Below are 26192 nucleotides of genomic sequence, written 5' to 3'. Positions count from 1 at the left end.
CAGCCTCCCGGGCGCAATGGACGGTCCCGTTGCCCCGGCCTCAGCGCGCCGCCCAGGCGTTGAAACGTTGTTCCAGCTCCTCGCCATGGTCCACCCAGAACGCGGCATCCACTGCCCTCGCCCCGGCAAGGTTGGCCTCGGCCGTTGGCAGTTGTTGCTGGACGGCGGTCGGCAACAGTGCCAGGGCCTCTCGATGCACAGGCCCGTAGGGGATTTCTTGCGAGAACACTTTCTGAGTATGCGGCTGGCTGGCAAAAGCAATGAAGTCTTCCGCCAGCGCCTTGTTCGGCGTGCCTTTGACCACGGCCCAGTACTCGGGGTCGTAGAGGCTTTGCGGCCAGACGATGCTCAGTTTCATGCCTTCTTTTTGCGCCGCGGCAATCCGCCCGTTGTACGCGGCGCTCATCACCACGTCGCCGGCAATCAGCCACTGCGCCGGTTGCGCGCCGGCTTCCCACCACTGGATATTGCCCTTGATCTGGTCCAGCTTGGCGAATGCGCGGCTCACGCCTTCGGGGGTGGACAGCACCTGGTACAGCTCGGCGGGCTTGACGCCGTCTGCCAGCAAGGCGATCTCGAGGGTGTACTTGGCGCCCTTGCGCAAGCCGCGCTTGCCGGGAAACTCGGCCACGTTCCAGAAGTCGGCCCAGGAGCTGGGGGCCTTGGCGAGCTTGGCATGGTCGTAGGCCATGACCATCGACCAGACGTAAGTAGCCACGCCGCACTCACTCAGGGTGCCCGGTACGAACTGCGCCGGGTCGCCAAAGCGTGCCGGGTCGAGGCGCTCGAACAGGCCTTCGTCACAGCCACGCAGCAGTTCCGGGCTTTCGACTTCGACCACGTCCCAGCTGGTATGGCCGACATCGACCATGGCCTTGATCTTTGACAGCTCCCCGTTGTATTCGCCAGCAACGATGCGTCCTGCGCCGCTGGCGTTGAAGGGTTGGAAGTAGGCCTTGTCCTGGGCCTGCTTGGTGGCACCGCCAAATGAAATGACGGTGAGGCTCTGGGGCGTCGCCAGCGTGGCGGTACTGATCAGCGCCAGGGCGAACGGAACACTGCAACGCAAGGATCTGGACATGAAGTGGTTCCTCGAAACGGCCGGCACACCCGCGTGCGCCGGCCACAGGGGCTTAAAGGCGACCGTATTCGCGGGCGGTGCGATCTACTGCAATGCGGGTCTTGTCGACCAGTTCGTCGATGTCGGCGTGGCTTGCCACCAAGGCCGGCGCCATGATCATCCGTCCCAGGGTCGAGCGAATGATCAGGCCCTCTTCAAAACCGATGGTGCGGCAACGCCAGGCCATGTCGTTCTCATTGGCAAAGCGCTTGCGGCTGCCCTTGTCTTCGGCGAACTGCAGCGCCGCTACCAGGCCGGTGCCCTGTACTTCGCCAATCAACGGGTGATTGCCGAACACTTCGCGCAGGCAGCGCTGCAGGTAAGGGCCGGTCTCCTGCTTCACCTGGTTGACGATGCCTTCGTCGCGCAGTGCCTTGAGGTTGGCGATGGCCACCGCTGCGGCCACCGGGTGCCCGGAGTAGGTCAGGCCGTGGGCAAACACCCCGCCCTGCTCCACCAGTGCCTGGGCCATGCGCTTGGACAGGATCAGCCCGCCCATGGGGATGTAGCCGCTGGTCAGGCCCTTGGCGATCGACAGGGTGTCGGGCTCGAAACCGAAGTGCTGGTGGGCAAACCACTCGCCGGTGCGGCCAAAGCCACCGATGACCTCGTCGGCACACAGCAGGACATCGTATTGGCGGCAGATGCGCTGGATTTCCGGCCAGTAGCTTTCAGGCGGGAAGATCATGCCGCCCGCCCCCTGGAACGGCTCGGCAACAAAGGCGGCGACGTTGTCGGCGCCCAGTTCGAGGATTTTTTCCTCCAGCTGGCGCGCCGCACGCAGACCGAATTCGGCCGGAGTCAGGTTGCCTTCGTGGGCGAACCAGTAGGGTTCGTCGATGTGCGCGACGTCCGGGATCACCCCGCCCATGTCGTGCATGAACTTCATGCCGCCCAGGGCCGTGGCGCCCAGGGTGGAGCCGTGGTAGCCATTCCAGCGACCGATCATGATCTTTTTCTGCGGCTTGCCGACGATCTGCCAGTAGCGGCGCACGGTGCGGATCAGCACCTCATTGGCCTCGGAGCCGGAGTTGGTGTAGATCGCGTGGCTGTAGTGGCTGGGCAGCAGGCTGAACAGCAGCTCCGACAGCTCCACCACCGCCGGATGGGTGGTGTGGAAGAACATGTTGTAGTACGGCAACTGCTCCAGCTGTTTGCTGGCGGCGGCCGCCAGGTCCTTGCGACCGTAGCCGAGGTTGGTACACCACAGGCCCGACATGCCGTCCAGGTAGCGCTTGCCGTCGTTGTCCCACAGGGCCAGGCCTTCACCGCGCACGATCACCCGCGGGCCTTCCTCGTTCAGGGCCTTCTGGTCGAGAAACGCGTGAATGTGGTGCGCGGCATCCGCGGCCTGGTAGTCGCCGGTGCTACGGTCGGGTTTCACTTGAGCGGTCATTGCGAGTCTCCTTGCAGGTTTTTATCGTTGGCGGTGCTCAATGCACATTCCAGGGGTTCAGGCTTGAACAGCGGCTTGCCCATCACGCACTTGATCCACAGCACGGCGATGATCGACACCACCAGCAGTACCAGGCCTGCGTAGGCAAAAATCGAGAAGGTCATTTCCGGGCTCGGCGAGACATGCCAGATCGCAAAGAGCATGCCGGCGATGCCGAACACTTGCGGCAGCGGGTAGAACGGCGTGCGAAACGGCCGGGCAACCTGCGGGTAGCGACGGCGCAGGGCAATCACGTTGACGTGGGTGATGATGTAGGCCAGCAGCCAGGCCAGTGCCGCGGCCAGCAGCAGTTGGTTGATGGCATCGGGATGGTCGTGCATCAGCAACAATGGCAAACCGGTGATCGCCGAGACGAACAGCACCGCTACCCAGGGTGCGCCGGTACGCTTGCTCTCGCGCTTGAGCACTCCGAACGCCTGGCCGTTGCGGGCCATGCCCAGGAGCATGCGCGGGATGGCAGCCAGGGAACTGTTCAAGGTGCTGCAGGTGGCGGTGATCGCCGCAGTGACCAGAAACACCTTGCCGGCCTCGCCGAACACGGTGGTGGCGAACAGGTAGTGCGGCAACACATTGCTGGCAAGTTCTGCCTGGGGCACGGTGAGCAAGGCACCCAGGCAGTACAGCGCGATGATGACGAAAATTACCGTTAGGCCGATCATCATCGAGGCCGGAATGTTGCGCTGCGGGCGGCGGGTTTCCTCTACCAGCGGGCAGACGAACTCGGCACCGACAAAGCCCCATACCGCCATGGCCGTCAGGGCTATCACCCCCAGGCCCAGCGGGTTCCAATTGCTGCCCGCGAACAGGCTCGGGTTGGGCGAGACGATGTCGCTGTTCATCGCGCTGAGGCCCATTACCAGCAGCACCACCACCATGACCACCGCCAGCACGGTCTGCAGCCTGGCGAAGATGTCGATGTTGAACAGGTTGAGCACGGTGAACAGCACCAGCACGCCCAGGGCCACGGTCAGTGGCGGCATGGAATGCGGGTAGACCTTGTCGATGATGAACTCCATCAGCAGCAACTCCGCCGACAGCGCGAACATCGCCACCACCACGTAGCCGGAAAAGGTCGCGAGGATCGCCGGAAACTGACCGATCGCCACTTCCGTGTAGCTGCTCAGGCTACCGGCCCGGGGAATCATCAGCGCAAGCTCGGAGAACGAGCAGGCATAGCTCAGGGCCAACAGCCAGGCCAGGGCCAGCGGCACGATAAAGCCGGGGCCGGCGATACCGACTCCTTGCAGCATCAGCACCATCACACCCTGGGACACCACCAGGCCGATGGCCACGGCCAACAAGGCGGTCAGGCCCAGTTTCTTGCGGGTTGCAGGCGGCGCCAGGGCGCCGGTGGACACGCTTGCATTGCTGTTCATTGGTTGCTCCATTTTTTGTTTTAGTTGGAACTGGAACCATCGCGGGACAAGCCCGCTCCTCCCCCGCGATCACTCGCGCAACTGAATCCAGGTGGTCTTCAACTGCGTGTATTTGTCGAACGAATGCAGCGACAGGTCGCGGCCAAAGCCCGATTGCTTGCCACCGCCGAACGGCACGGTCACATCCAGTGCGTCGACGGTGTTCACCGACACCGTGCCGGCGTTTAGCCGGCGCGCCACGCGGTGGGCACGGTTGAGGTCGTCGGTCCATACCGAGGCGGCCAGGCCATAGATGTGGTTGTTGGCAATGGCCACTGCCTCGTCCTCATCGTCGAACGCCGTCACGGCCAATACGGGGCCGAAGACTTCTTCACGCGCCAGGGTCATGTCGGCGGTAACGCCGGTAAAAATGCTCGGTTCGATGAAATTGTCCGAGCCATCGAAGCTCAGCTGCCGGCCGCCACAGACCAGTTGCGCCCCCTCGCTCCGGGCCTGTTCGATGTACTGCATGACTCGCTGCGCCTGGCGTGAGTCGACTATCGCCCCGGCCCTGCTCGCCGGGTTCAGCGGGTTGCCGGGTGCCCACTGGCGCGCCTTGTCGATCAGGCGTTCGACGAACGCGTCGTGAATCGAACGCTGCACCAGCAGGCGCGAATTGGCCGAACAGACCTCGCCCTGGTTGAAGAAAATGCCGAAGGCGGCTTTTTCAGCGGCCAGGTCCAGGTCCTGGCAGTCGGCGAAGACCAGGTTCGGGCTCTTGCCGCCGCATTCGAGCCACACCTGCTTGAGGTTCGACTGCGCGGCGTACTGCATGAAGTACCTGCCCACCTCGGTAGAGCCGGTGAACACCAGCGAATCCACGTCCATGTGCAGGCCGAGGGCGCGTCCGGCAACTTCGCCCCGGCCCGGTACCACGTTGAGCACGCCGGCCGGGATGCCGGCTTCAAGCGCGAGCTCGGCCAGGCGCAGGGCCGAGAACGGCGATTGTTCGGCAGGCTTGAGCACCACGCTGTTGCCCGCAGCCAGGGCCGGGGCCAGTTTCCAGGCGGCCATGTCCAGCGGGAAGTTCCACGGCACCACCGCGCCAATCACCCCCAGCGGCACGCGGGTGATGGTGGCCAGGGCGTTGCTGGCGGTCGGCGCGACCTGGTCGTAGAGCTTGTCCAGGCTTTCGCCGTACCAGGCGAATACATGGGCGGCGCCCGGTACGTCGATATTCCAGGCGTCCATCACCGGTTTGCCCATGCTCAGGGAGTCGAGCAATGCCAGTTCATCGCGGTGCTCAAGCATCAGTTGCGACAGACGCAACAAAATCGCCTTGCGCTGACCCGCTGCCATGCGCGCCCAGGGGCCTTGGTCGAATGCACGGCGGGCGCTGCGCACGGCATGGTCGATGTCGGTTTCAGCGCAGGCAACCACCTTGGCCAGCACGCGGTTGTTGGCCGGGTTGATCACCTCGAGGCGCGCACCATTCTGCGCCTCGTAGGGTTCGCCTTCGATAAAGGCACTGTCGATCAGCCGTAGTCCTGCTGCCAGGGTTGTCCAGTCATTGAAATCGTTCACCGCAGACTCCTTGTTGTTATCCGCTGTTGGAGAATCAGGGGGTAGATAGGTAAGCGGCCAGCCGGTCCATCAGGCGGTCACAGGCCGCCATCTGTTCGACGCTGACAAATTCGTCGGGTTTGTGGCCCTGCGCCATGCTGCCGGGGCCGCACACCACCGACGGGATGCCGGCCTGATCGAACAGGCCGCCTTCGGTGCCGAACGCCACGGTGGTGAAGTCGTCGCTGCCACACAGGTGTGCAACAAGCTGGGCGGCAGCGCTTTCAGGTGCGGTCGCCAAGCCGGGGTAGGCTGAAATCGGTTCAAAGCGAATCGACGTATCGGCCTTGACCGCCTGCATGGCGGGCAACAGTTGCAGTTGGGCGTAGGTTTGCAGTTCGTCGACGACCGCTTGCGGCTCGAAGGCCGGCAAGGTACGCACCTCGAAGTCAAAACGGCAGTCGGCCGGCACGATGTTCAGGGCTGTACCACCGTTGATTACGCCCACCTGCACTGTCGAGAACGCCGGATCAAAGCGCGGGTCATGATGTTCGGGGGCTGCCAGACGCTGGCCGATCTCGCCCAGGCGGCCGATCAGCCGCGCCGCCTGCTCGATGGCATTGACGCCATAGGGCGCGTAGGCCGAATGGCACGGAGCACCCTGCACATGGCAACGCATGGCCAACTTGCCTTTGTGGCCGAGCACCGGCTTGAGTTCGGTGGGCTCGCCGATCAGGCACAACGCAGGCTTGGCGATCCGCTGTGGCAGCACCTCAAGCAGGCTGCGCACGCCCAGGCAACCGACCTCCTCGTCATAGGAGAACGCCAGGTACACCGGGCGGCGCAGGTTGCTGGCCAGGAACACCGGCACGGCGGCCAGCACCGAGGCCAGGTAGCCCTTCATGTCGGCGGCGCCGCGTCCGTACAGCTTGCCGTCACGTTCGGTCAGGTTGAAAGGCTCGACCGTCCAGGCCTGACCGTCCACCGGCACCACGTCGGTGTGCCCCGACAACACCACACCGCCCTCCACCGCCGGGCCGATACTGGCCAGCAGGTTGGCCTTGCTGCGTTCGGCGTTGTAGATCAGCTCGCAGCCAACGCCCAGGTGCTGCAGGTAGTCGCGCACGAACTCGATCAAGGCCAAATTGGAGTCGCGGCTCACCGTGGCAAAGCCGATCAGCCTGGCCAGCACGGCGCGGCTGCGCAGCTCACTCATCGCCCGGTACTCCGTAGCTTGGCGCCAGGGTCGGGTTGAGTGCGCGGGTCAGGTAATCCTGCAACTGTGGCGCGTAGGCGCTCCACAGTTTGTGCAGTTCACCAATGGGGTTTTCATCGGCCCAGTCCACCCGCAGGTCGACAATCGGCCAGACCAGCTCATCGACCACCGACACTGCCGCCGAATGCACCGCACCCGCTTCGCCACCTGCATCCTGTCCGGCCTGCAACGCCGTCAGCAGGCGTGCGGCCAGGCAGCCTTCGCTGCTTTCGAAGGCCTGAACCATGCGTTCGATCACGGCGGTGTTGGCCAGCAGGTTGCCGGCCGCCACGCATTGATCACCGGCCAGGGCATTGTGCGTGCCCAGGGTCTGGGTACCGCTGAACACTGCGGTGCGACCCTGGGCATCGACCACCGCCACCTGGCGGTACTGGCTGTAGCCGTTGCGGGTCAGGGCGTGATCCAGTGCCTGATGCGGCGCCAGGCCTTCATCAAGCGCATCGAGTACCTGCGGGCCCAGGGCTGGCAGGGTGATGTTCTGGCTCGATACAGCCCCCACACCGCTACGCAGCCAGGGACAACGCGCACCGACGGCGATGCTCGACGAGCTGATTGCGATGCCTAGCTGGCCGGTTTCGGCGCAGCGGCCGACGATTGAAAAGGTCATGGCAGGCTCCTTATTCGGGGATGACCGCGATCACGTCGATTTCCATCAGCCACTGCGGCTGGCCCAGGGCACTGACCACCAGCCCGGTGGAAATCGGGAACACGCCTTTGAGCCACTTGCCGACTTCCTGGTACACCGGCTCCCGATAACGTGGGTCGATCAGGTAAGTGGTGGTCTTGACGATATGGCTCAGGTCGCTGCCGGCTTCTTCCAGCAGTTGCTTGACGTTGCGCATGGCCTGCTCGGCCTGGGCACGCGGGTCACCCAACCCGACCAACTGGCCGTTGAAGTCGGTGCCCACCTGGCCACGCACATACACGGTGTTACCGGCACGCACCGCCTGGCACAGGTCGTTGTCCAGGGTCTGGTTGGGGTAGGTGTCTTTGGTGTTGAACATGCGGATACGGGTGTGAGTAGGCATCAACGGGCTCCCATGAGGCTGGCGGCTTTGAGGTGGGTGTCGGGGGTCTGGGCCTGGCGTTGCGAGGCATCCCGGTAATCGAAATAGGCACGCTGCTTGATGATGTGTTCGCCGATGTGCCGGGCGTCGTGCCATACCCCCCAGATAAAGGCCGAGCCGCGACGAGCGAGCCATGGCAGGCCGACAAAATAGATACCGGGTTCGCTGGAGACGCCGCGCTGGTGCTGTGGCTTGCCGTCGGCCTTGAAAGCATCGACCTTCAGCCAGTCGTAATCGACCGAATAACCTGTGGCCCAGATCACGGTGGTGATGCCGGCCTTGGCCAGGTCCAACGCCAGGATCGGGTGAGTGATGCACTCCGGGTCCGGCAGCATGATCCGCGCTTCGGGTTCCTGCGGCAGGTCCAGACCGTTGGCTTCTATATAGGCATCGGCGGCATCGAGCAGGGCCAGGTAGTTTTCATCGCCACGGGCAATGTTTTCGGCCAGGTTCGACTCGAAACTCACCACGCCATCGCTGAACGCTTTGGTCAGCCCGACCAGGGTCATGCCCTGTTGGGCCAGGCGACGGAAGTCCACGGTGTGGCCACCACGGGCACCACTCACGGCGATGGTCACGTGCTCCTTGCCAGGCTGCACGCCCTCGGCGTCCCACAGGCCGAGTACACCCAGCCACCAGCAGAAATCGCGGTTGCGATAGGCGCGCGGCGGGCGGTCGTGGGCGCCTACCGAGAGGTAGACCTGCTTGCCGGCGCGCTGCAGCTCATCGGCGATCTGCACGCCGGACGAGCCTGCGCCCACTACCAGCACGGCGCCTTCGGCCAGTTGCTGTGGATTACGGTACTCAGCAGAATGAATCTGATTGACGCGACCATCGACCGGTGCGATGGCCGGGATCACCGGGCGTTGGAACGGGCCAGTGGCAACCACCACATTGGTGGCTTCGATCACCCCATCGGAGGTTTCAACGGTGAAGCCTGGGCGGCCGACATTGCGCTGTACCTGGGTGACTTCGACCCCGGTACGTACCGGGGCGTTGAATTTCTTCGCGTAGGCTTCAAAGTAGTCGGCCACCTGCTCCTTGGGGGCAAAGGCATCCGGGTCGAGCCCCTCGAACTCCAAGCCCGGGAAGCGGTCGTGCCAGGCCGGGCCATTGGCGACCAGCGAATCCCAGCGCCCGGTACGCCAGGCTTCGGCGATGCGATTGCGCTCCAGCACCAGGTGCGGCACGCCGAGTCGGCTCAGGTGTTCGCTCATGGCGATGCCGGCTTGACCTGCGCCAACCACGAGCGTGTCTACTACGGTTTTATTGTTTGTCATCTCTGCGCCCTACTGAGGTTCCCCACGCGGATGGCCGTGGGTGGGTGTAGGTCGCATTCTGGGTAGCGGTGGGAAATAGCGAAATTATGATTTTTGTGGTTGCTGCACAGTAAAAAACTTGGGTATGGATTCAGAGCACTATCGCGGGCCTTATGGGGACTTCACGGGAAAACTGCAGCGGTCTCATTGCCAGCAAGCCAGCCCCTACAGGTTTTGTGCTCTGCGGTGGGCAGGCTTGACCTGTGAATTGCCCATTGTTCAAACTCGTACGCCATGACGATCACCATTCGCCTCGCCCTCCCTGCTGACGCCTCCTTGCTGCCTGCCGTCGAACGTGCGGCGGCGCAATCCTTCGCGGCTGTCCCCGGGCTGGAATACCTTGCCAGCAGCCCAGTGATCGCTGCCGACCAGCACATGGCCTTCTTGCTCACCCAACGCGAATGGGTGGCCGTCGATGCCCGGGACCGTCCGCTGGGTTTTCTGTGTGGCCAGGATTGCGGCGACGACTGGCACATCGTCGAACTGTCGGTGGATCAGGCCGCACAAGGCCGAGGGCTGGGGCGCCAGTTGATCGGCACGGCTGCCGACTGGGCTAGGGCGAATGGGTTTGCTGCACTGACCCTGACCACTTTCGCCCAAGTGCCGTGGAATGCACCGTTCTATGCGCGCCTGGGGTTCGAGCGGTTAACCGCCGAACGCTGCAGCAACTTTCTGCAGCGCCAGCTGGCGGCGGAACACACCCACGGCCTGCGCAATCGCTGCGCCATGCGCCTGGACCTTCAGGGCGTCTCCTGAACCGCTAGCACCGCCTTTTCGGCCTGGCGCAGCTGCGCCTCCAGCTTGCCGATCAATTGCAGTTGCTGACGCAACTCGGTCACCCGCTCCGCAAGGCTCAGCGCCAGGTTCTGATTCTGTTTCTCCAGCTCGTTGCGCGAGCCATCGAGCTGCGCCAGGTTCACCTCCAGCCCCTGGATCTGCGCCTGGCGCCGGTCGTTCTGGGTCTTGAGCGTGCGCTGGGCGTCCTTGAGCGTGCGGATCTGTACCAGCAGGCCTTCGTTGTCGCGGTTCAGGCGGGTCAACTCGTCTTGCTTGACGATCAGCGTCTGCTGCAACTGACGCAGCTCGACCTGAAGTTGCTGTACCTGCCCTTCATGCCGTCGCTGCTCCTGCTCGCGCTGTTCACGGCTGGCACTGCGGTAATGCTCCAGGGCGTCACGGGCATGCTGGTGTTTTTCTTCGAGCGAGGCGATCTGCTCGTCCTTGTCGGCCAGGCGCACATTGAGCTCGCCGACGGCCTGATTGAGCGTGGCGTTGCGGGTGTGTTCGGTCTGCAGGCTGCTGCGGGTGGTAGCGAGCTCTTCTGACTGTGCGGCCAGCGCGGCGGTCTGGATTTCATGTTGCTGCTGCAGCGCCGCCAGCGCTTGCTGGCTGATCTTCACCTGGGCCAGGAGCGTCTCGCGCTCGGCCTGGAACGCACCGTGCGCCTCTTCGATGCGCGCCTCCCCCTCTTCGCGCAATTGTTCGGACAACTGCTCGACCAGCGTCGCCAGTGCACCGCTCAGGCTCGGCGCACTCATCGGCGCAGCTGCCGGGTGCTGGCTGTCGAGCTCTTTGAGGTAGCGGTGAATGGTGGTTTTCGAGCCCGTATTGCCCAGTTCGATACGTACCGCGTCGATGCTCGGGTGTACGCCACGTGCCAGCAGCGTTTGGCGTGCCTTCTGCACGATTGCCTTGTTGATACCGCCACGTGCCATGGTTGCTCCTACGATTTCGTATTGTGGTACGTACTATGTTTTTACATGGTATCTCAACGAAAAAAATGATGCCTGAAAAAGCATCCCTTAAGATTGAATAATCGCGGCTTATCGCATTTGAAGGGCAAAATTGGCGCTAAACAGTCGCTGAAGGGAGGTCGAAGCCAGGTGCTCGGGGGCTTTATCACCCGGAAGACATGGCGCCGCTGCAAGCATCTTCGGATTCGTCGATGTCGTGCGGCTCCCAATCCCGAAGGCGGAAGCGGCGTGCGGCGTGCGGCGCAACACAGCTGCGTTACAATGCGCACCTTGCACACCACGTTCAAAAGGCCGGCAATGAATACCATCGAGCGCTACCTGCAGGCCGCCACCCGGGACAACACCCGGCGCAGCTATCAGGCCGCCGTCGAGCACTTCGAGGTGAGTTGGGGCGGGTTCCTGCCCGCCACCGCCGACAGCATTGCCCGCTACCTGGTCGATCACGCCGCGAGCCATTCGATCAACACCCTCAAGCAACGCCTGGCAGCGCTGGGACAATGGCATGTGAGCCAGGGTTTCCCGGACCCCACCAAGGCACCGATGGTGCGCCAGGTGCTCAAGGGCATCCGCACCTTGCACCCCGCCGAACCCCGCCAGGCCGCAGCGTTGCAGATCCAGCACCTGCAACAGGCCGTCGCCGTGCTGGAGACCGAGGCCGGCCAGGCCCGGCAGCAGCACGACCTCCCCGCGCTACTGCGCGCGCGCCGTGATGTGGCTCTGCTGCTGATCGGCTTCTGGCGCGGGTTTCGCGGCGATGAACTGGCGCGTTTGCAGGTGGAACATATTCAGGCGCAGGCCGGCCGTGGCATGTCGATCTACCTCCCGCGCAGCAAGGGCGACCGTCAGGCACTGGGTGTACGGCACCAGGCTCCGGCCTTGAAAGTGCTGTGTCCGGTTCAGGCCTACCTGCAATGGATCGAAGTGGCAGGCATCGCCCATGGCCCGGTGTTTCGCAAGCTCGACCGCTGGGGCAACCTCGGCGATCAGGCGCTCAACAGCAATAGCCTTATCGCCCTGCTGCGGCGCATCCTTGAACGTGGGGGCGTGCCGGCTTCCTTATATACCGGCCACTCCTTGCGCCGGGGCTTTGCCACCTGGGCGACCAGCAATGGCTGGGAGCTCAAGGCGCTGATGAATCACGTGGGCTGGAAAGACGCCAAGTCGGCGTTGCGCTATATCGATGCCTCGGCGTCGTTCGGCGAACTGGCCGTGCTTGAAGGCGCCACCCCCTCCCTCCTCGGGCCGGCCGACCCGCTCTGATTCCCCAACCATCGGCTCAAACGGGGAAAGTTGGATCCCACTTTAGGGGAAATACACCCACCCTAATAATTACTGCACTATCGATTGCCTCAACTCTGTACCCAAGTCACTGAATAAAAGACATTTTTATTACAGGCGGCGGCGCGTTTGCCGGTTGGCTCAACTTTTGCGATAAGCCCAACGTAAGTGGCCAATGGCTATTTCTTCGGGCTGGCCTGAAGCAGCCCACGGTACGGATCGGGGTAAGCGCTATGCATCAGTTCTCCAAGCGTCGTTCATCGCTCTTCTTTCTCAGGCAGCCGGGCGTACTGCCGGTATTGCTGGGCACATTCAGTGCCGTCACCGCCACTGCGGCCCCTATGGACGACGTAAGCCCGCCCTCACCCACCGACCCTTCGGCCTACACCCAGCCACGCACTGACGTGCAGGCCGCCCTGGATGAACTCAAGCTTTTGCCCGAAGGCAACCACGGTTCCTTGGCCCTGCCCAACGGCACATGGGGCGACCGCAACACCCCGCGCACGGAAAATACCCTGCCGCCGTCCCAGCAAACCTCGTTCAATTACCCCACCAACGGCAAAGCCAGCCCGCTGTTCGGGGCCCAGCCCTTTACCCAGCAAATGCTGCTGTACGAAGAATTCGGTACCGAGAAACTCGACCCCACCGTCGAGGCCGGCACGTTGCCTTTCCCGGTCCCCACTGTGGGGGCTGCCCCCGAACAAGACCCCAACAGCGTCGCCCGCAGCGGCCCTGCCAGTCCCGCGCTTGAAGCCTTTTTGCGTCAGCCCGGGCTGTACCCCTTCCCGACCCAGTACGCCAACGTGCTGGATCGCAACCCCTGGAAAGCGCAGATCGAAACCTTCCTCAACCGCCAGCCGGTCGGTTCGCCCGCGGAAGGACGGCCACCCGGAAAGGGCTGGTCGCACCAGCGCTGGAACGAGTTCTACCCGCAAGCTTCGGTAAAGACCGCGCAAGTGGGTGCACGGGTGAACAAGGGGCTGCGTGACAGCAGGCAGATGCACGGCTACAGCAAGGGCGAGTTCGGCCCCGACGGGCTCTACAACAATACCGCCGGTGTCACGGCCACCAAGGGTTCGACCAAGGGCATCGAGATCCGTTTTCACCCCACCATGCCGATCCAGGACCACAAGAACCTGTGGACCTTCGACGGCACCCTGCCGCCCAAGCTGCTCATGGTGCGCTATGGCCAGCCGGTGCTGATGCGCCACTACAACGGCCTGCCCATCGACCCGGCGGCCAACGGCGGCTTCGGCCTGCACACCCTCAGCACCCACGAGCACAACGGCCACTCCCCGGCCGAAAGCGATGGCTATGCCAACGCGTTTTTCTTTCCCGGCCAGTACTACGACTACCGCTGGCCCGTACAACTGGCCGGCTACGACACCATCAACACCGACGCCAAGGACCCCCGCGCAGCCTTCCCTTGCGCGCCTGGCGAAACACTCTGGGTCAACGACGCGAGCCCGGGGCTGAAAAGCTGCGAGAACGGCAGCATCAAGATTCGCGGTGACTGGCGCGAGACCATGAGCACCCACTGGTTCCACGACCACATGCTCGATTTCACCGCCCACAACGTCTACAAGGGCAACGCGGCGATGATGAACTACTACAGTGCCATCGACCGCGGCAACGAGACCTTCGAGGACGGCGTCAACCTGCGCCTGCCCAGCGGCTCGGCACTGCCCTGGGGCAACCGCGACTATGACGTCAACCTGACCTTTGCCGACAAGGCCTGGGACCAGACCGGCCAGTTGTGGTTCAACCCCTTCAACATCGACGGCTTCATCGGCGACCAGATGATGGTCAACTGGTTGTACAAGCCCTACTTCGATGTGCGCGCACGCAGCTATCGCTTCCGCATCCTCAATGGTTCTGTGTCGCGCTACATGAAGATCGCCGTGGTGCGCGAAGTCCAGGGCACCAGTGGCGAGTTCCGTGGGCCGCAGGGCTCCGGTGTTTCGTATGTACGGGTACCGTTCCACATGATCGCCAACGACGGCAACCTCATGGAACACGCCATCCCGTTCGACGGCAGCATGGACCTCAACGGCAATGGCGACCTCAAGGATGACAACGGCATCCTGCCGACCATGGCCATCGCCGAGCGCTACGACATCATCATCAACTTCAGCAAGAACGGCATCAAAGCCGGTGACAAGATCTTCTTCGTCAACCTGATGGAACACGACACCGGCAAAGGCCCCAGCAAGGAGGCGGTGTCGCTGGCCGATGTGCTGTCGGAGAAGTACAAGGCGGTGATCGACCAGACCAGCAAAGGCCCACGCTGGCGCGATGGCGACCCGGTGGTGGGCAAGTTCCTGCAACTGAACGTCAAGGCTTACAGCGGCCAGGACCCCAGCATGGACCCGGTCGCGTACGAGCCGGCCAAACCGGGTAAGCCGGCTGGCAAGACCATGATCCCGCTGACCATCAACCGTGACGATGCGACCATGCAGGCCAAGCTCAAGCTGGCCCGGCATCGCAGCTTCGAGTTCGGCCGCTCCGACGGCACCGATACGGCCCCCTGGACGATCAAGACCGACGGCGGCTTTGGCTACTCCATGGACCCCCGGCGCATTACCGCCGCGCCGCAGCTGGCCAACGGCCCGACCGATGCCGGCTATGGCGGCGACGGCACCCTCGAGGTGTGGACGATCAAGAACGGCGGCAATGGCTGGAGCCACCCAGTGCATGTGCACTTCGAAGAAGGGGTGATCCTCAATCGCGACGGCAAGAAGCCGCCGGAATGGGAAAAATGGGCACGCAAGGACCTCTACCGCGTCGGCCCCGAGGTGGACAGCTCCGAAGAGGTGCAGATGGCCATCCGCTTTCGCGAGTTCGCCGGGACCTTCATGGAGCACTGTCACAACACCCAGCACGAAGACAACTCCATGCTGCTGCGATTCGACCTGGAGCACCCGGGGCAATTGCAGTTGATGCCTTCGCCCATGCCCACCTGGGACGGGGTCGAGTTCATCGCCTCTGCCGCGCTGCCGTCGTTCCGTGACAAGGACGATGACGACGGTGGCCCCGAGGACCCCGATGACGACAAGCCCAATCAGTTGCCGGTGGCGACCAATGACAGCGGCGCCACCAAGGCTGGCAGCCCGATCACCCTCAATGTGCTGGCCAACGACAGCGACCCGGATGGCGACCTGCCGTTGGCGGTGGTCAGCCTGGAGCAGCCCGACTCGGGCACCGGCAGTGTCAGCACCGACGGTACCCGGGTGACGTTCACCCCGCCTGCGACGGTCACCGACGCCTACACCACGACCTTCGACTACAAGGTCAAGGACGCCCGGGGGGCCATCTCCAAGCTGGCCGGCCAGGTCAGCGTCGCGGTTGCACCAGCGCCCGTGGAGGTAGACCAGAACATCAAGGTCACCAGCGCCAAGGCCACGGTACGCAGCGGCAACCGCTACACCTGGGACCTGATGGGCACCAGCGCGCTGAAAATCGGCGACACCCTGGCGATCACCGCTGCGATGGTCGACGGCCCGTTGAGCCTGGGCACCGCCTCGGTACTGGTGGGCGGCACCTGGCGCCTGTCGGCCACTACCACCGGCAGCGCACCCGCGCAGCCGCCGACCGTGACGATCAAGCCGGTCAACGGCAAGGCCGTCACGGTGCCTGTCACCGTACGTTGAAACCACCCCGCCCCCGTCCGGCAGGCTGGACGGGGGCCTTTAGGAGATAGAGGCATGGGCAGGCAAACCTCTGCGACACTGCGCTGCTGCTTGCTGCTGTTGACGTTGTGCAGTGCCCAGTGGGCATCGGCGGCAGTGCCCGACAGCGACCCGGCGCAACAGTGGGGCGAGAACTACTTTCCCAATACCGTGCTGATCAACCAGGACGGGCAGTCGGTGCGCTTCTTCGACGACCTGATCAAGGACAAGGTGGTGGCGATCAACTTTATCTTCACTTCCTGCACCGACTCCTGCCCACTGGAAACCGCACGCCTGCGCCAGGTCCAGAAGCTGCTGGGCGAGCGGGTCGGGCGCGATGTGTTCTTCTACTCGATCAGCATCGACCCGGAGACCGATACACCGGAAACCCTCAAGCAGTACGCCGGCAAATTCCAGGTGGGTCCTGGCTGGCAGTTCCTCTCTGGGCGCAAGGACGACATCAGTCAATTGCGCCAATCGCTGGGCCTGTTCATCAAGGGCGTGGACGACGGCAACACCAAGGACCACAACCTGAGCCTGATTATCGGCAACCAGGGCACTGGCCGCTGGATGAAAGCCTCGCCCTTCGAGAACCCCTACGTGCTCGCCGACCGCCTGGGCAAAAGCCTGCACAACTGGAAGCTGGCCAGCACCCAGACCAACAACCAGGCCCAGGCGACCACCATTCGTCCACCCAGCGCGGGCGAGCAGATCTACCGCACCCGCTGCTCCTCCTGCCACACCCTGGGCGACACCCAGCATGCCGGCAGGCGCAGCATCGGCCCGGACCTGCTGGGGGTGAACCGCCAGCGCGACCCGGCCTGGCTCAAGCGCTGGCTCAAGGAGCCGGATGTGATGCTGGCCGAGAAAGACCCGTTGGCCATGACCTTGTATGAGCAGTACAACCGCCTGGCGATGCCCAACCTGCGCCTGGGCGAGCTGGAGATTGCCGCCGTGCTGGGCTATCTGCAGGAAGAGACCGACCGTTTGCAGCCGGTTCAGCAGGCAAGCGTCCAATAGCCCCCTTTTTACGCCGCTGACGACAAGGAGCTGGCCATGAACATTCGAGTGTTTGCGCTGACCGCGCTGATGGTGTGTGCTGTACCGGCCCTTGCCCAGGAATACAAAGCCGGCGCACTGCTGATCGAGCAACCCTGGTCGCGGGAGCTGCCCGCCGGGCTACTCGGTGGCGCGGCCTATTTCACCGTGCACAACACCGGCAGCCAGGCCGATGAACTGGTCGGCGCCAGCAGCCCGCGTGCGCAGAAGTCGATGATCCATGTGCAGTCTTCCAGCGACGGCCTGATGCCAATGCACCACGCTCCCGCCCTGGCGATTCCCGCCCATGGCGAGGTGACTTTCCAGCCTGGTGCCAACCATGTGATGTTGTCGGGCATGGAACAGCCATTGAAGGCCGGTGAGCAGTTCCCCCTGACGCTGGAGTTCAAGAATGCCGGCAAGGTCGAGGTGCTGGTGAAGGTCCAGCCTGCCGACACCCAGGCCAGCCACGGTGACCACAGCGGTCACCGCGGCGGCCTGGCTCAACCCTGAGGGGTGCCCGCGCAGCGCCACAGGCGGGCGATGTCTTGCGCCCGCGCCTGCAGTAGCGGCGCTGCCTGGGCGCAGGCCTGCTCAAGGCTCATCGGCCCATTGGTCAGGGCAAAGGCAGCATCGATGCCGTGGGCATAGAGCTGCTCATAGCCTTCACCCAGGGTTCCGGCAATCACCACCACCGGCACCGCGTGACGCCGGGCGACACGGGCAACGCCGAACGGTGTTTTGCCGCGCAGGGTCTGCGCATCGAAACGCCCCTCGCCGGTGATCACCAGGTCGGCGCCCTGCACTGCCTGCTCCAGCCCGGCGAGTTCTGCAACCACCTCGATACCGGGGCGGAATGCCGCCTGCATAAAGGCCTTGGCCGCAAAGCCCATGCCGCCGGCGGCGCCGCAACCCGGAAAGTCACGCACGTCCTGCCCCAGGCACTGCGCGCAGTGGTCGGCAAAATGCCCCAGGGCATGGTCAAGGGCTTGTACTTGCCCGGCACTGGCACCTTTCTGTGGCCCGAAAATCGCCGAGGCACCATTGGCGCCACACAAGGGATTGTCGACGTCTGCCGCCACTTCCAGCTGCACCTGCGCCAGGCGCGGATCAAGACCGCTGGCATCCAGGCGGGCCAGGCGGGCCAGCGCCAGGCCGCCCTCGACGAGCTCCGCTCCCTGGGCATCGAACATTCGTACCCCAAGCGCACGCAGCATGCCGCTGCCCGCATCGTTGGTGGCACTGCCGCCGATGGCCAGGATGATGCGCCGGGCGCCGGCGTCGAGGGCGGCGCCAATCAACTGACCGGTGCCGTAAGTGCTGCTGCGGCAGGCATCGCGCTGCGCCAGGCCCAATAACTGCAGGCCGCTGGCCTGGGCCATCTCGATAATTGCAGTGCGAGAGTCCGCCAACCAGCCCCAACCAGCATGCACAGGCTCGGCCAACGGCCCCCGTACCTGCAGGCTGCGCAACTCGCCGGCGCATGCCGCCACGATCGCCTCCATCGTGCCTTCACCCCCGTCGGCCATCGGGCATTTCACCAAGTGCGCATCGGGCCAAACCTGCGCCAGGCCCAGGGCAATGGCATCGGCCACCCCTTCGGCGCTGAGGCTGTCCTTGAACGAGTCGGGGGCGATGACGATTTTCATTGTGATTCTCCTGCTCCAGATCGCTGCATGCTGACAGCTGGGTAACGCGAGAGCCTCGGTCGGATGCACAAAGGCAGTGCCCGGGCTTTGGTCACTTTGCCCAATCAGCTGTCGGCGGGCAGCAATTGCAGGCCCAGGTACAGACTGAGCAGCCCTTCGAGACGCAGCGGATCGACCTCGCTCAATTCGGCAATGCGCTCCAGGCGATAGCGCAAACTGTTACGGTGAATACCCAGGGCATCGGCACACGCCTGGCTCTGGCCGTCGTGGTTGCACCAGGCGCGCAGGGTTGCCAGCAACTGGCCGCTGCTGTCCTTGGCGCGAATGCGCTGCAGCGGCTCGAGCAATTCATCCAGGGTGTCGTCGTTGCGATGGCGCCACAACAGCGCCGGCAGGCGATAACGCGAAAGCGTGAGAATGCGTTCGGTGGGCAATACCTCGCGCCCATAAGCTTGCAGGTCGCGCACCCGTCGATAGCCTCGGCGCAGCTGTTCCGGGCTTTGTGCAGCACCGCCGCAGGCCAGGCGCTGCACCTCCCAGCCGTGACGCTGCAGCTTTTCCAGCAACCGCGCCTCATCCAGGGCCACGCTGGCGGGCCGACACCAGAGCAACGACTGTCGGGCGGGGCTGACGCACCAGCTGTCTGGGTAACGGCTCATCAACCAACTGGCCAAGGTCTCGGCGCCCGGACCGGCAGCCAGCTCGAACAGGCAGGGAATGCGCGGCAACTGTGGCTTGAGCCCCAGTTGCCGGGCTTCATCCACCAGCCGTGGCGAATCGCCGGTACCGCCCAGGAGCAAGGCCAGCAGGTCATCGCAGCGTTGCCGCCGCCACTGCTGCTCGACTTGCAGATAACGTTGGGCGAGGAGCATTTCTGCAGTCATGCGCACCAGTTCGGCATAGGTGCGCAGTTGCTGGGGGTCGCCGGTCAGGCCCAGCACGCCGATCAATCGGCCGTCGAGCAGCAGCGGCAGGTTGACGCCCGGCTGTACGCCCTTGAGGCACTTGGCGGCCTCGGCATCGAGCTCGACAATCCGACCATTGGCCAATACCAGCTGCGCCCCTTCGTGGCGGGTATTGATACGCTCCGGTTCGCCACTGCCCAGGATCAGGCCCTGGCTGTCCATGACGTTGACGTTGCAGGGCAGAATGGCCATCGCCCGATCGACGATATCTTGCGCCAGGTCATGGTCCAGCTCGAACATGGGAGGATCCTTGTTGTCGCAATGATTGGTCCGCGGCACAGCAGGCCGCTGAAAATGCTGTGCAAAAGCACAAAGACAGCCACGGTCCGCTCACCGAGACTCATCGCAAGCCGCCTCGACGAAGGTTGCTGTGATAAACATAACAACAGAGAGCAAATCATGTCATACAGCCCTGCCCCTGACCAAGGCCAAGACGACACCCGCAACGCGCTGTATCGGCGCATCACCTTGCGGCTGATCCCCTTCATCTTCATCTGCTACCTGTTCAACTACCTGGACCGGGTCAACGTTGGCTTTGCCAAGTTGCAGATGCTCGACGCACTGAAGTTCAGTGAAACCATCTACGGCCTCGGCGCCGGGATCTTCTTCATCGGCTACGTCCTCTGTGGCCTGCCCAGCAACCTGGCGCTCAACCGCTTCGGCCCGCGGCGCTGGATTGCGTTGATGATGATCGCCTGGGGGACGTTGTCGACCTGCCTGCTGTTCGTCACCACGCCCATGGAGTTCTACGTGCTGCGCCTGTTTACCGGTGCGGCCGAAGCGGGCTTCTTCCCCGGCATCGTGCTGTACCTCTCGCGCTGGTTCCCGGCTACCCGTCGCGGGCGGATCATGGCGCTGTTCATGTCGGCGATCCCGGTTTCGGGCCTGTTGGGCGGACCGTTCTCCGGCTGGATCCTCAACCACTTCGCCGCCGGCCAACATGGCCTGGCCGGCTGGCAGTGGATGTTCCTGATCCAGGGCCTGCCGACCGTGCTGCTGGGTTTCATGGCGGTATTCCTGCTCAGCGACGGCTACGCCACAGCCAAATGGCTGAGCCCGGCCGAGCGCGAGATCATCAAGCACGACCTGGCGATCGATGCGGCCAGCAAGCCCGTGACCACCAGCGACACCCTGCTGTCGGTGTTCACCAATCCGATGATCTGGACCTTCGGCTTCGTGTACTTCTGCATCCAGAGCGGCGTGTATGCGATCAACTTCTGGCTACCCTCGATCATCAAGAGCCTGGGCTTCAGCGATGCCCTGCTGATCGGCTGGTTGAGCGCCATTCCGTACCTGCTGGCCGGCGTGTTCATGCTGCTGGTGGGCCGTTCGGCAGACCTGCGCAACGAGCGCCGCTGGCACTTGGTGGTCCCCATGCTGATGGGCGCCCTGGGTTTGCTGATTGCCGTCAACTTCGCTCATAGTCCGGTGATCGCCATCCTCGGCTTGAGCATCGCCACCATGGGCGCCCTCACCGGCCTGCCGATGTTCTGGCCGATGCCGACCGCCCTGCTCAGCGCCGGTACAGCGGTGGCAGGCCTGGCCATCATCAACTCGGTGGGGCAGATGGCGGGGTTCCTGAGTCCTTACCTGGTGGGCTTCATCAAGGACCAGACGGGCTCGACCGATGCAGCGTTGTACTCGCTGGCGGGGTTGATCGTGGTGGGTAGCCTGGTGGCGCTGCGCGTGTCGCGCACACGCACCTCCCCAGCCCTGGCCGAGCAACGGTAACTGCCTTGAACCACGACCGCTGCGCGGTCGATCGCAGGCTGTCGCCAGCGGCTACACGGGCAACCTGTTGCCGCTGCCGACGAACGAAGCTGCGATCGACTGCACTGCAGTCGCCAGGTGGGAGCGAAACGCCGGGATGGATAACCCCCTCAATCCTGTGTAGAACAGACCGGATCCAAACCGCCACGGGATACACGATCATGATCTACCGTCCACTGGGCCGCAGCGGCCTGCAGGTGTCTGCCCTGACCCTGGGCAGCATGATGTTCGGCGAACAGACCCGCCCTGAAGATTCGCTGCGCATCATCGCCAAGGCCTGGGATCAGGGCATCAACTTCATCGACACCGCCGACGTCTACAACGCCGGGCGCAGCGAGGAAATCGTCGGTGAGGCCATCGCTCGCAACCGCCACGACTGGGTGCTGGCCAGCAAGGTCGGCTTCGGCGCCGCCGAGGGCATCCCCAACCGCAGCGGCCTGAACCGCAAGCATATCTTCAATGCCATCGAGGCCAGCCTGACCCGTCTGGGCGCCGACTACCTGGATATCTACTACCTGCACCGCGAAGACCACGGCACGCCGCTCGAGGTTACCGTCACCGCCATGGGTGAGCTGCTGCGCCAGGGCAAGATTCGCCACTGGGGCGTGTCCAATTTCCGCGGCTGGCGCATTGCCGAGATCTGCAATGTGGCCGAGCACCTGGGCGTCGCCAAGCCCGTGGTCAGCCAGCCGCTGTACAACATCGTCAACCGTCAGGCCGAAACCGAGCAGTTGCAGGCCGCGGCGTATCACGGCCTGGGCGTCGTGCCCTTCAGCCCCCTGGCCCGCGGTGTCCTCAGCGGCAAGTACGCACCCGACGCAGCCCCTGACGCCAACAGCCGCGCCGGGCGCCAGGACAAACGCATCCTGGAAACCGAATGGCGCCCCGAGTCGCTGGCCATCGCCCAGAAGATCCACGCCTACACCCAGGAAAAAGGTGTGGGCATGGTCGAGTTCGCGATTGCCTGGGTCCTCAACAACCAACTGGTCAGCTCGGCTATCGTCGGCCCGCGCACCCAGGCCCAGTGGGACACCTACAGCGGTGCACTGCAGGTGAAGATCAGCGCCGAAGACGAAGCCTTCGTCGACGCGCTAGTGCCCCCCGGCCACGCTTCCACCCACGGCTACAACGATGTCGCCCACTTTGTCAGCGGGCGCCTGCCACGTTGACTTCACCGCCGATCAGGTGGCTGATGGCCGCCTTGAGCTTCATTGGACGCACAGGTTTGTGCAGCAACGTGTGGCCCCGCTCGCGCACCTGCTGCTTGAGTTCGTTGCTGTAGTTGGCTGTGATCATCAATGCCGGCAGCGGCGTTCGACGCTGGGCATTGATCGCCGCCACCGCATCGATACCCGTGCGCCCGCCGTCCAGGTGGTAGTCGGCAATCAGCACATCGGCCACGGCCGTATTGATCGCCACTTGCCGGGCCAGGTCCTGCTCGCTCAGGGCGACGACCACTTCACAGCCCCATTGCTCCAGCAGCGTGGCCATGGCCGTGCAGATGGCCTTGTCGTTATCCAGCACCCAGATCCGCGCCCCCACCAGTCGCTCACCCAGCGGCTCTACCCGTGGCGCCGTGTGAATTGAACGGCTTACCTGGCGACTGCACGGCACCTCCAGGGCAAACACCGAGCCTTTGCCCGGCACCGAGCGCAATTGCAGGCGGTGGCTGAGAATGCCGGCAATTTTCTCGACAATGGCCAGCCCCAGCCCCAGGCCGCGGTCCTGATCCGGCCGCTGCACATCACCACGCTTGAACTCCTGGAAGATCTCTTCACGTTTGTCTTCGGCAATGCCAATGCCAGTGTCCCAGACCTCTATCCATACGCTCCCCCTGCGACGCCGGCATCCGAGCAACACGCGGCCGCTCGGGGTATAGCGGATGGCATTGCTCAACAGGTTGCGCAAGATCCGCGCCAGCAACTGGACATCGCTGCGCACAAACAGGCTGCAGGGGCGATAGGCCAGGCGCAGCCCCTCATTGCTGGCGGCGTGGGCAAATTCGGTGGCCAGATTGTCGAGCAAGTCGCCCAGTGCGAAGGTGGCCAGGTCCGCCTTGATCACCCCCGCATCCAGTTTGGAGATATCGACCAAGGTACCGAGCAGGCTTTCCACATCGTCCAGGGAGTGGCTGACACTACGCACCAGGGCAGGATTGGCACTCTGCTGTTCGAGCAAGGCACTGGTGAACAACCGCGCAGCATTCAGCGGTTGCAGCAGGTCATGGCTGACGGCGGCGAGAAACTTGGTCTTGGACAGGTTGGCCTGCTCGGCCTCCTGCTTGGCGCGAGTCAGTTCGGCGGTACGTTCACGCACCCGCACCTCAAGGTTCTGGTAGGCCTGGTGCAGGGCTTCGGCGGTGCGCCGGCGCTCGGTGATGTCGCGGATGAGCACGAAGATCCCCACGACTTCGCCGCTGGCGGCACGGTTGGGTACATAGGAGCGCAGCATATAGCGCTCCTGGCCGTTGACGTGGGTCTCGGCGCACTCGAATGTCACGCTTTCCCCGCCCAGCGCCCTGGCAATGTAGCCTTCCAGGCGCAGGTAATGCGCGGGGCTGTGTACCTCGCGCAGGTTCTGCCCCAGCATCACCCCGCGCGGCCAGCAGTACCATTGCTCGTACACCTGGTTGGTGAACTCGTAGACCAGTTCGGCATTGAGGTAGGCGATCAGCGCCGGCACATGGTCGGTGATCAGGCGTATCCAGCGCTCGCTCTCGCTCAGTGCCTCGGCATGCAGGTAGCGCTCGGTGATGTCGGTGAAGGTGTTGACGAAGCCGCCGGTGGGCAGCGGATGCGTGCGAATCTCCAGCATCCGCCCGTCATACAGGCGCTGCTCCCGCTCGTGGATAGCGCGACCGTTGTCATCGCGACTCTCGGGCGTCAACAAGGCCAGTTCGCTGTCGGCAATCACTTCGGCGAAGGGTCGGTGTGCCGCAATCGGCGCCAGGCCGCTGAGTTCGAGAAACCGCCGGTTCCACAACTCCAGCACGCCCTCGGCATTGACCATGGCCACGCCCTGGGACAGGTTGTCGACGGCCCGTTGCAACAAGTGCGACTTTTGCGCCACCGCCTGCTCGCGGCGGCGGGTTTCGCTGTGCTTGAGTTCGGTGATGTCGGTGAACAGCATGACCCGCCCGCCGTCACGGGTCGGCCGTTCGCTGACCTGCAACCAGCGACCGTTGTGCAAGCGGTAGACCCAGTGATCGTCACTGGCGCCGCGTTGCTCTTCATTGAACAGCCCGGTGCTTTGCATCAGGCGCTTGACCTCGGCCAGGCGCATGCCGCTGATGATGCGAATCCGGCTGTTGGCCCAGAATGCCTTGAAACGGCTGTTGAACAGCACAATGCGCAAGCCCGGGTCGAACAATACAAAGGCATCGGAGATGCTCTCGATAGCATCGACCAGGTGCTGGTGCGCGGTCTCGGCGCGCAAGCGGGCGTCGCTGAGCAAGTGGTTGCTGGCCTTGAGCTCGACCAGGGTCTGGTTAAGCGCATCGGTGCGCTCGCGGACCTGTTCGGCCAGCACCACCGAATGCTGGAACGCGGCATAGGCATCATCGGGACGCGCCCCGGACTCCAGGCGTTCGATCAGAGCCGCGTTGATGCGTTCAAGCTTTTGATTGGCGTGGCGCAGCGCTTCGAGCTCAAGGTTCGAGACGCTGGCGGGGCCGTCCGATGGCAACGCCGGTGAAGGTCTGGTTGATGTGCGTGCCATTGAACTGTTCCCCATAGGAGTTGAAACCCAGCACCTGCTGGCTGCGCAAATAGGTACCGACGGCGGCCAGGTTGTCGCTGCCGTCAAGCTCCAGGCGACGCAGAAAGCAGTCGCAACCGATGGTCACCAGCAAAGGCCCCAGGCGTTGCTGCAGGCCGTCGAAAAGGTTGTGCAAGTTCGCCAGCATCGGCCCTGGACGCATGGCAGTGAGCACGATGCCGTTCTCCACGGCGCAGTAGAAACTCAAGCTGAGATCGTCATGCACCTGCTGGATCGCCCGCACGTAGTAACGCTGGTTGAGCCGCACTGCCAAGGGGTGAGCGGCGAAGATCCGGTGATCCAGCTCACTCACCGGTATGCCGATCAGCCGGGCGTACTCCTCGGCCGCAGGCTCGGCGTTGAGTTCATGCACGCGGCGCAACTGGCGATCGGCGCGGGTGACTACCAGTTTTTCGCCCCGCGGTTCGAGGTGGTGGGTGGTGAAGACTTCAAAGTCCAGCCCGGTGTTCACCAGCAACACCACCGCCGCGCCACTGTGGAAGGCACCCTCGAAGTACACATGGGTGTGGCTCAACTGGTTGTCGTCTCCGGCCGAGCCGCCGAAATGCGGGATATCTCCGAGGGCGGCGCTCAGGGCGGCAAGCACGGTTTCCTCGCGGCTGGAAAGCCCGTCGAGCAGGGTCAGGGCGAAGCTGTGGCCTTTGATCGGCGCCAGGCTGTTGCTGCGACAGCCCGTCACCAGGCGCTCGACCATCGCCTGGGCCTGGAACAGGCTGAACTGCTCCATGGCATCGATGCGTTCGGCGGCAATGGAGAATTGTCGGTGATCGAAACCCAGGGCGGTCACGCAGCCCCGGCCGTAGCCCTGGGGGGTGATCTCACCCGCGCTGGTGCAACCGGCCAGGCGAATACCGCCGAAGCTTTGCTGCAACGCCCGGGCGAGGGATGGCAGGTCGTAGCTGGCAGAACAGAAAAACAACACAAAGCCCAGGTGCGGGTGCAGCAACTGGCTGGCCAGTTCCTGGGCCACTTGCTCGGCAGCGCTGGCGCGCGAGACGGCGCTGATCACGCCTTCGCTGGAAAATGACTGCATGGCGACGGGCTCCGCCCTGGAAGATGCAGGCAGTCTAGGGCGGCCCGGGGGTGGGCCGAATGCTACTTGGGTAGTGGGTTGGGGTGTCGTTGGTTGTATGTGCC

Annotated in this window: 20 protein-coding genes; 7 read left to right on the top strand and 13 right to left on the bottom strand. The window is 63.9% G+C overall.

Going from position 1 to position 26192, the window contains the following annotated elements:
* Positions 1 to 40 precede the first annotated feature (40 nt).
* The 8 genes from H621_RS0120640 to H621_RS0120605 form a co-directional block, all read right to left on the bottom strand.
* Positions 41 to 1081, bottom strand: coding sequence for an ABC transporter substrate-binding protein (locus H621_RS0120640; protein WP_028945194.1), 1041 nt, complete (start codon positions 1079 to 1081; stop codon positions 41 to 43).
* Positions 1082 to 1133: 52 nt separating this feature from the next.
* Positions 1134 to 2516, bottom strand: coding sequence for an aspartate aminotransferase family protein (locus H621_RS0120635; protein ID WP_028945193.1), 1383 nt, complete (start codon positions 2514 to 2516; stop codon positions 1134 to 1136).
* The gene (locus tag H621_RS0120630) at positions 2513 to 3952 is read right to left on the bottom strand and encodes an APC family permease (protein ID WP_028945192.1); all 1440 of its coding nucleotides are present in this window, start codon (positions 3950 to 3952) and stop codon (positions 2513 to 2515) included. Before H621_RS0120630 ends, H621_RS0120635 begins: the two co-directional genes overlap by 4 nt.
* A gap of 69 nt (positions 3953 to 4021) precedes the next feature.
* Entirely contained in the window at positions 4022 to 5515 is a 1494-nt protein-coding gene (locus tag H621_RS0120625; RefSeq protein ID WP_028945191.1) for an aldehyde dehydrogenase, read from the bottom strand.
* 34 nt (positions 5516 to 5549) lie between these two features.
* A complete protein-coding gene (gene argE / locus H621_RS0120620) occupies positions 5550 to 6710 on the bottom strand; it encodes an acetylornithine deacetylase (protein WP_028945190.1) in 1161 nt (386 codons plus the stop codon).
* On the bottom strand, positions 6703 to 7377 hold the full coding sequence (locus H621_RS0120615; RefSeq protein ID WP_028945189.1) for a DUF1028 domain-containing protein: 675 nt from the start codon (positions 7375 to 7377) through the stop codon (positions 6703 to 6705). Before H621_RS0120615 ends, argE begins: the two co-directional genes overlap by 8 nt.
* A 10-nt stretch (positions 7378 to 7387) precedes the next feature.
* The gene (locus H621_RS0120610) at positions 7388 to 7798 is read right to left on the bottom strand and encodes a RidA family protein (protein ID WP_003201555.1); all 411 of its coding nucleotides are present in this window, start codon (positions 7796 to 7798) and stop codon (positions 7388 to 7390) included.
* A complete protein-coding gene (locus H621_RS0120605; protein WP_028945188.1) occupies positions 7798 to 9117 on the bottom strand; it encodes a flavin-containing monooxygenase in 1320 nt (439 codons plus the stop codon). Before H621_RS0120605 ends, H621_RS0120610 begins: the two co-directional genes overlap by 1 nt.
* Before the next feature lie 273 nt (positions 9118 to 9390).
* On the opposite strand from H621_RS0120605, the gene H621_RS0120600 reads away from it, so the two are divergent.
* Positions 9391 to 9912 carry a GNAT family N-acetyltransferase gene (locus tag H621_RS0120600; protein WP_036990193.1) on the top strand — a complete coding sequence of 174 codons (522 nt, stop codon included), beginning with the start codon at positions 9391 to 9393 and terminating at the stop codon, positions 9910 to 9912.
* Here the strand turns inward: H621_RS0120600 and H621_RS0120595 are convergent.
* Positions 9897 to 10871 carry a DNA-binding protein gene (locus tag H621_RS0120595; RefSeq protein ID WP_028945186.1) on the bottom strand — a complete coding sequence of 325 codons (975 nt, stop codon included), beginning with the start codon at positions 10869 to 10871 and terminating at the stop codon, positions 9897 to 9899. The two genes, H621_RS0120600 and H621_RS0120595, sit on opposite strands and share 16 nt — an antisense overlap.
* Before the next feature lie 336 nt (positions 10872 to 11207).
* Here H621_RS0120595 and H621_RS0120590 point away from each other — a divergent pair, with 336 nt between their 5' ends.
* From H621_RS0120590 to H621_RS0120575, 4 genes are all read left to right on the top strand, one after another.
* Positions 11208 to 12170 (top strand): site-specific integrase, encoded by a 963-nt coding sequence (locus H621_RS0120590; protein WP_028945185.1) that lies wholly within the window; start codon positions 11208 to 11210, stop codon positions 12168 to 12170.
* Between the two features lie 359 nt (positions 12171 to 12529).
* Entirely contained in the window at positions 12530 to 15838 is a 3309-nt protein-coding gene (locus H621_RS0120585; RefSeq protein WP_245219115.1) for an Ig-like domain-containing protein, read from the top strand.
* Between the two features lie 54 nt (positions 15839 to 15892).
* Positions 15893 to 16876, top strand: a complete 984-nt coding sequence (locus tag H621_RS0120580) for an SCO family protein (RefSeq protein WP_028945183.1) — start codon at positions 15893 to 15895, stop codon at positions 16874 to 16876.
* Between the two features lie 36 nt (positions 16877 to 16912).
* The gene (locus H621_RS0120575; protein WP_036990191.1) at positions 16913 to 17407 is read left to right on the top strand and encodes a copper chaperone PCu(A)C; all 495 of its coding nucleotides are present in this window, start codon (positions 16913 to 16915) and stop codon (positions 17405 to 17407) included.
* On the opposite strand, the gene H621_RS0120570 is transcribed toward H621_RS0120575, so the two are convergent.
* Positions 17398 to 18543, bottom strand: coding sequence for a glycerate kinase (locus tag H621_RS0120570; protein WP_028945181.1), 1146 nt, complete (start codon positions 18541 to 18543; stop codon positions 17398 to 17400). The genes H621_RS0120575 and H621_RS0120570 overlap by 10 nt on opposite strands.
* Positions 18544 to 18647: 104 nt before the next feature.
* Positions 18648 to 19748 carry a sugar diacid recognition domain-containing protein gene (locus tag H621_RS0120565; RefSeq protein ID WP_028945180.1) on the bottom strand — a complete coding sequence of 367 codons (1101 nt, stop codon included), beginning with the start codon at positions 19746 to 19748 and terminating at the stop codon, positions 18648 to 18650.
* Between the two features lie 159 nt (positions 19749 to 19907).
* Here H621_RS0120565 and H621_RS0120560 point away from each other — a divergent pair, with 159 nt between their 5' ends.
* Together H621_RS0120560 and H621_RS0120555 are read left to right on the top strand one after the other, a co-directional pair.
* Positions 19908 to 21239 (top strand): MFS transporter, encoded by a 1332-nt coding sequence (locus H621_RS0120560; RefSeq protein WP_028945179.1) that lies wholly within the window; start codon positions 19908 to 19910, stop codon positions 21237 to 21239.
* Positions 21240 to 21439: 200 nt separating this feature from the next.
* Positions 21440 to 22447, top strand: a complete 1008-nt coding sequence (locus H621_RS0120555) for an aldo/keto reductase (protein ID WP_028945178.1) — start codon at positions 21440 to 21442, stop codon at positions 22445 to 22447.
* Here H621_RS0120555 and nahK read toward each other — a convergent pair.
* A complete protein-coding gene (nahK, locus tag H621_RS0120550) occupies positions 22425 to 24995 on the bottom strand; it encodes a hybrid sensor histidine kinase/response regulator NahK/ErcS' (RefSeq protein ID WP_084168010.1) in 2571 nt (856 codons plus the stop codon). The genes H621_RS0120555 and nahK overlap by 23 nt on opposite strands.
* Positions 24925 to 26088, bottom strand: coding sequence for a nitric oxide-sensing protein NosP (nosP, locus tag H621_RS0120545; protein WP_028945176.1), 1164 nt, complete (start codon positions 26086 to 26088; stop codon positions 24925 to 24927). The genes nahK and nosP overlap by 71 nt, the downstream gene beginning before the upstream one ends.
* Between the last annotated feature and the right edge of the window lie 104 nt (positions 26089 to 26192).

The organism is Pseudomonas vranovensis DSM 16006, assembly GCF_000425805.1.
In the GTDB taxonomy this organism is placed as follows: Bacteria; Pseudomonadota; Gammaproteobacteria; order Pseudomonadales; family Pseudomonadaceae; genus Aquipseudomonas; species Aquipseudomonas vranovensis.
The sequence above is the reverse complement of the archived record's forward strand: the minus strand, read 5'-3'. Positions and strand labels throughout refer to the sequence as shown.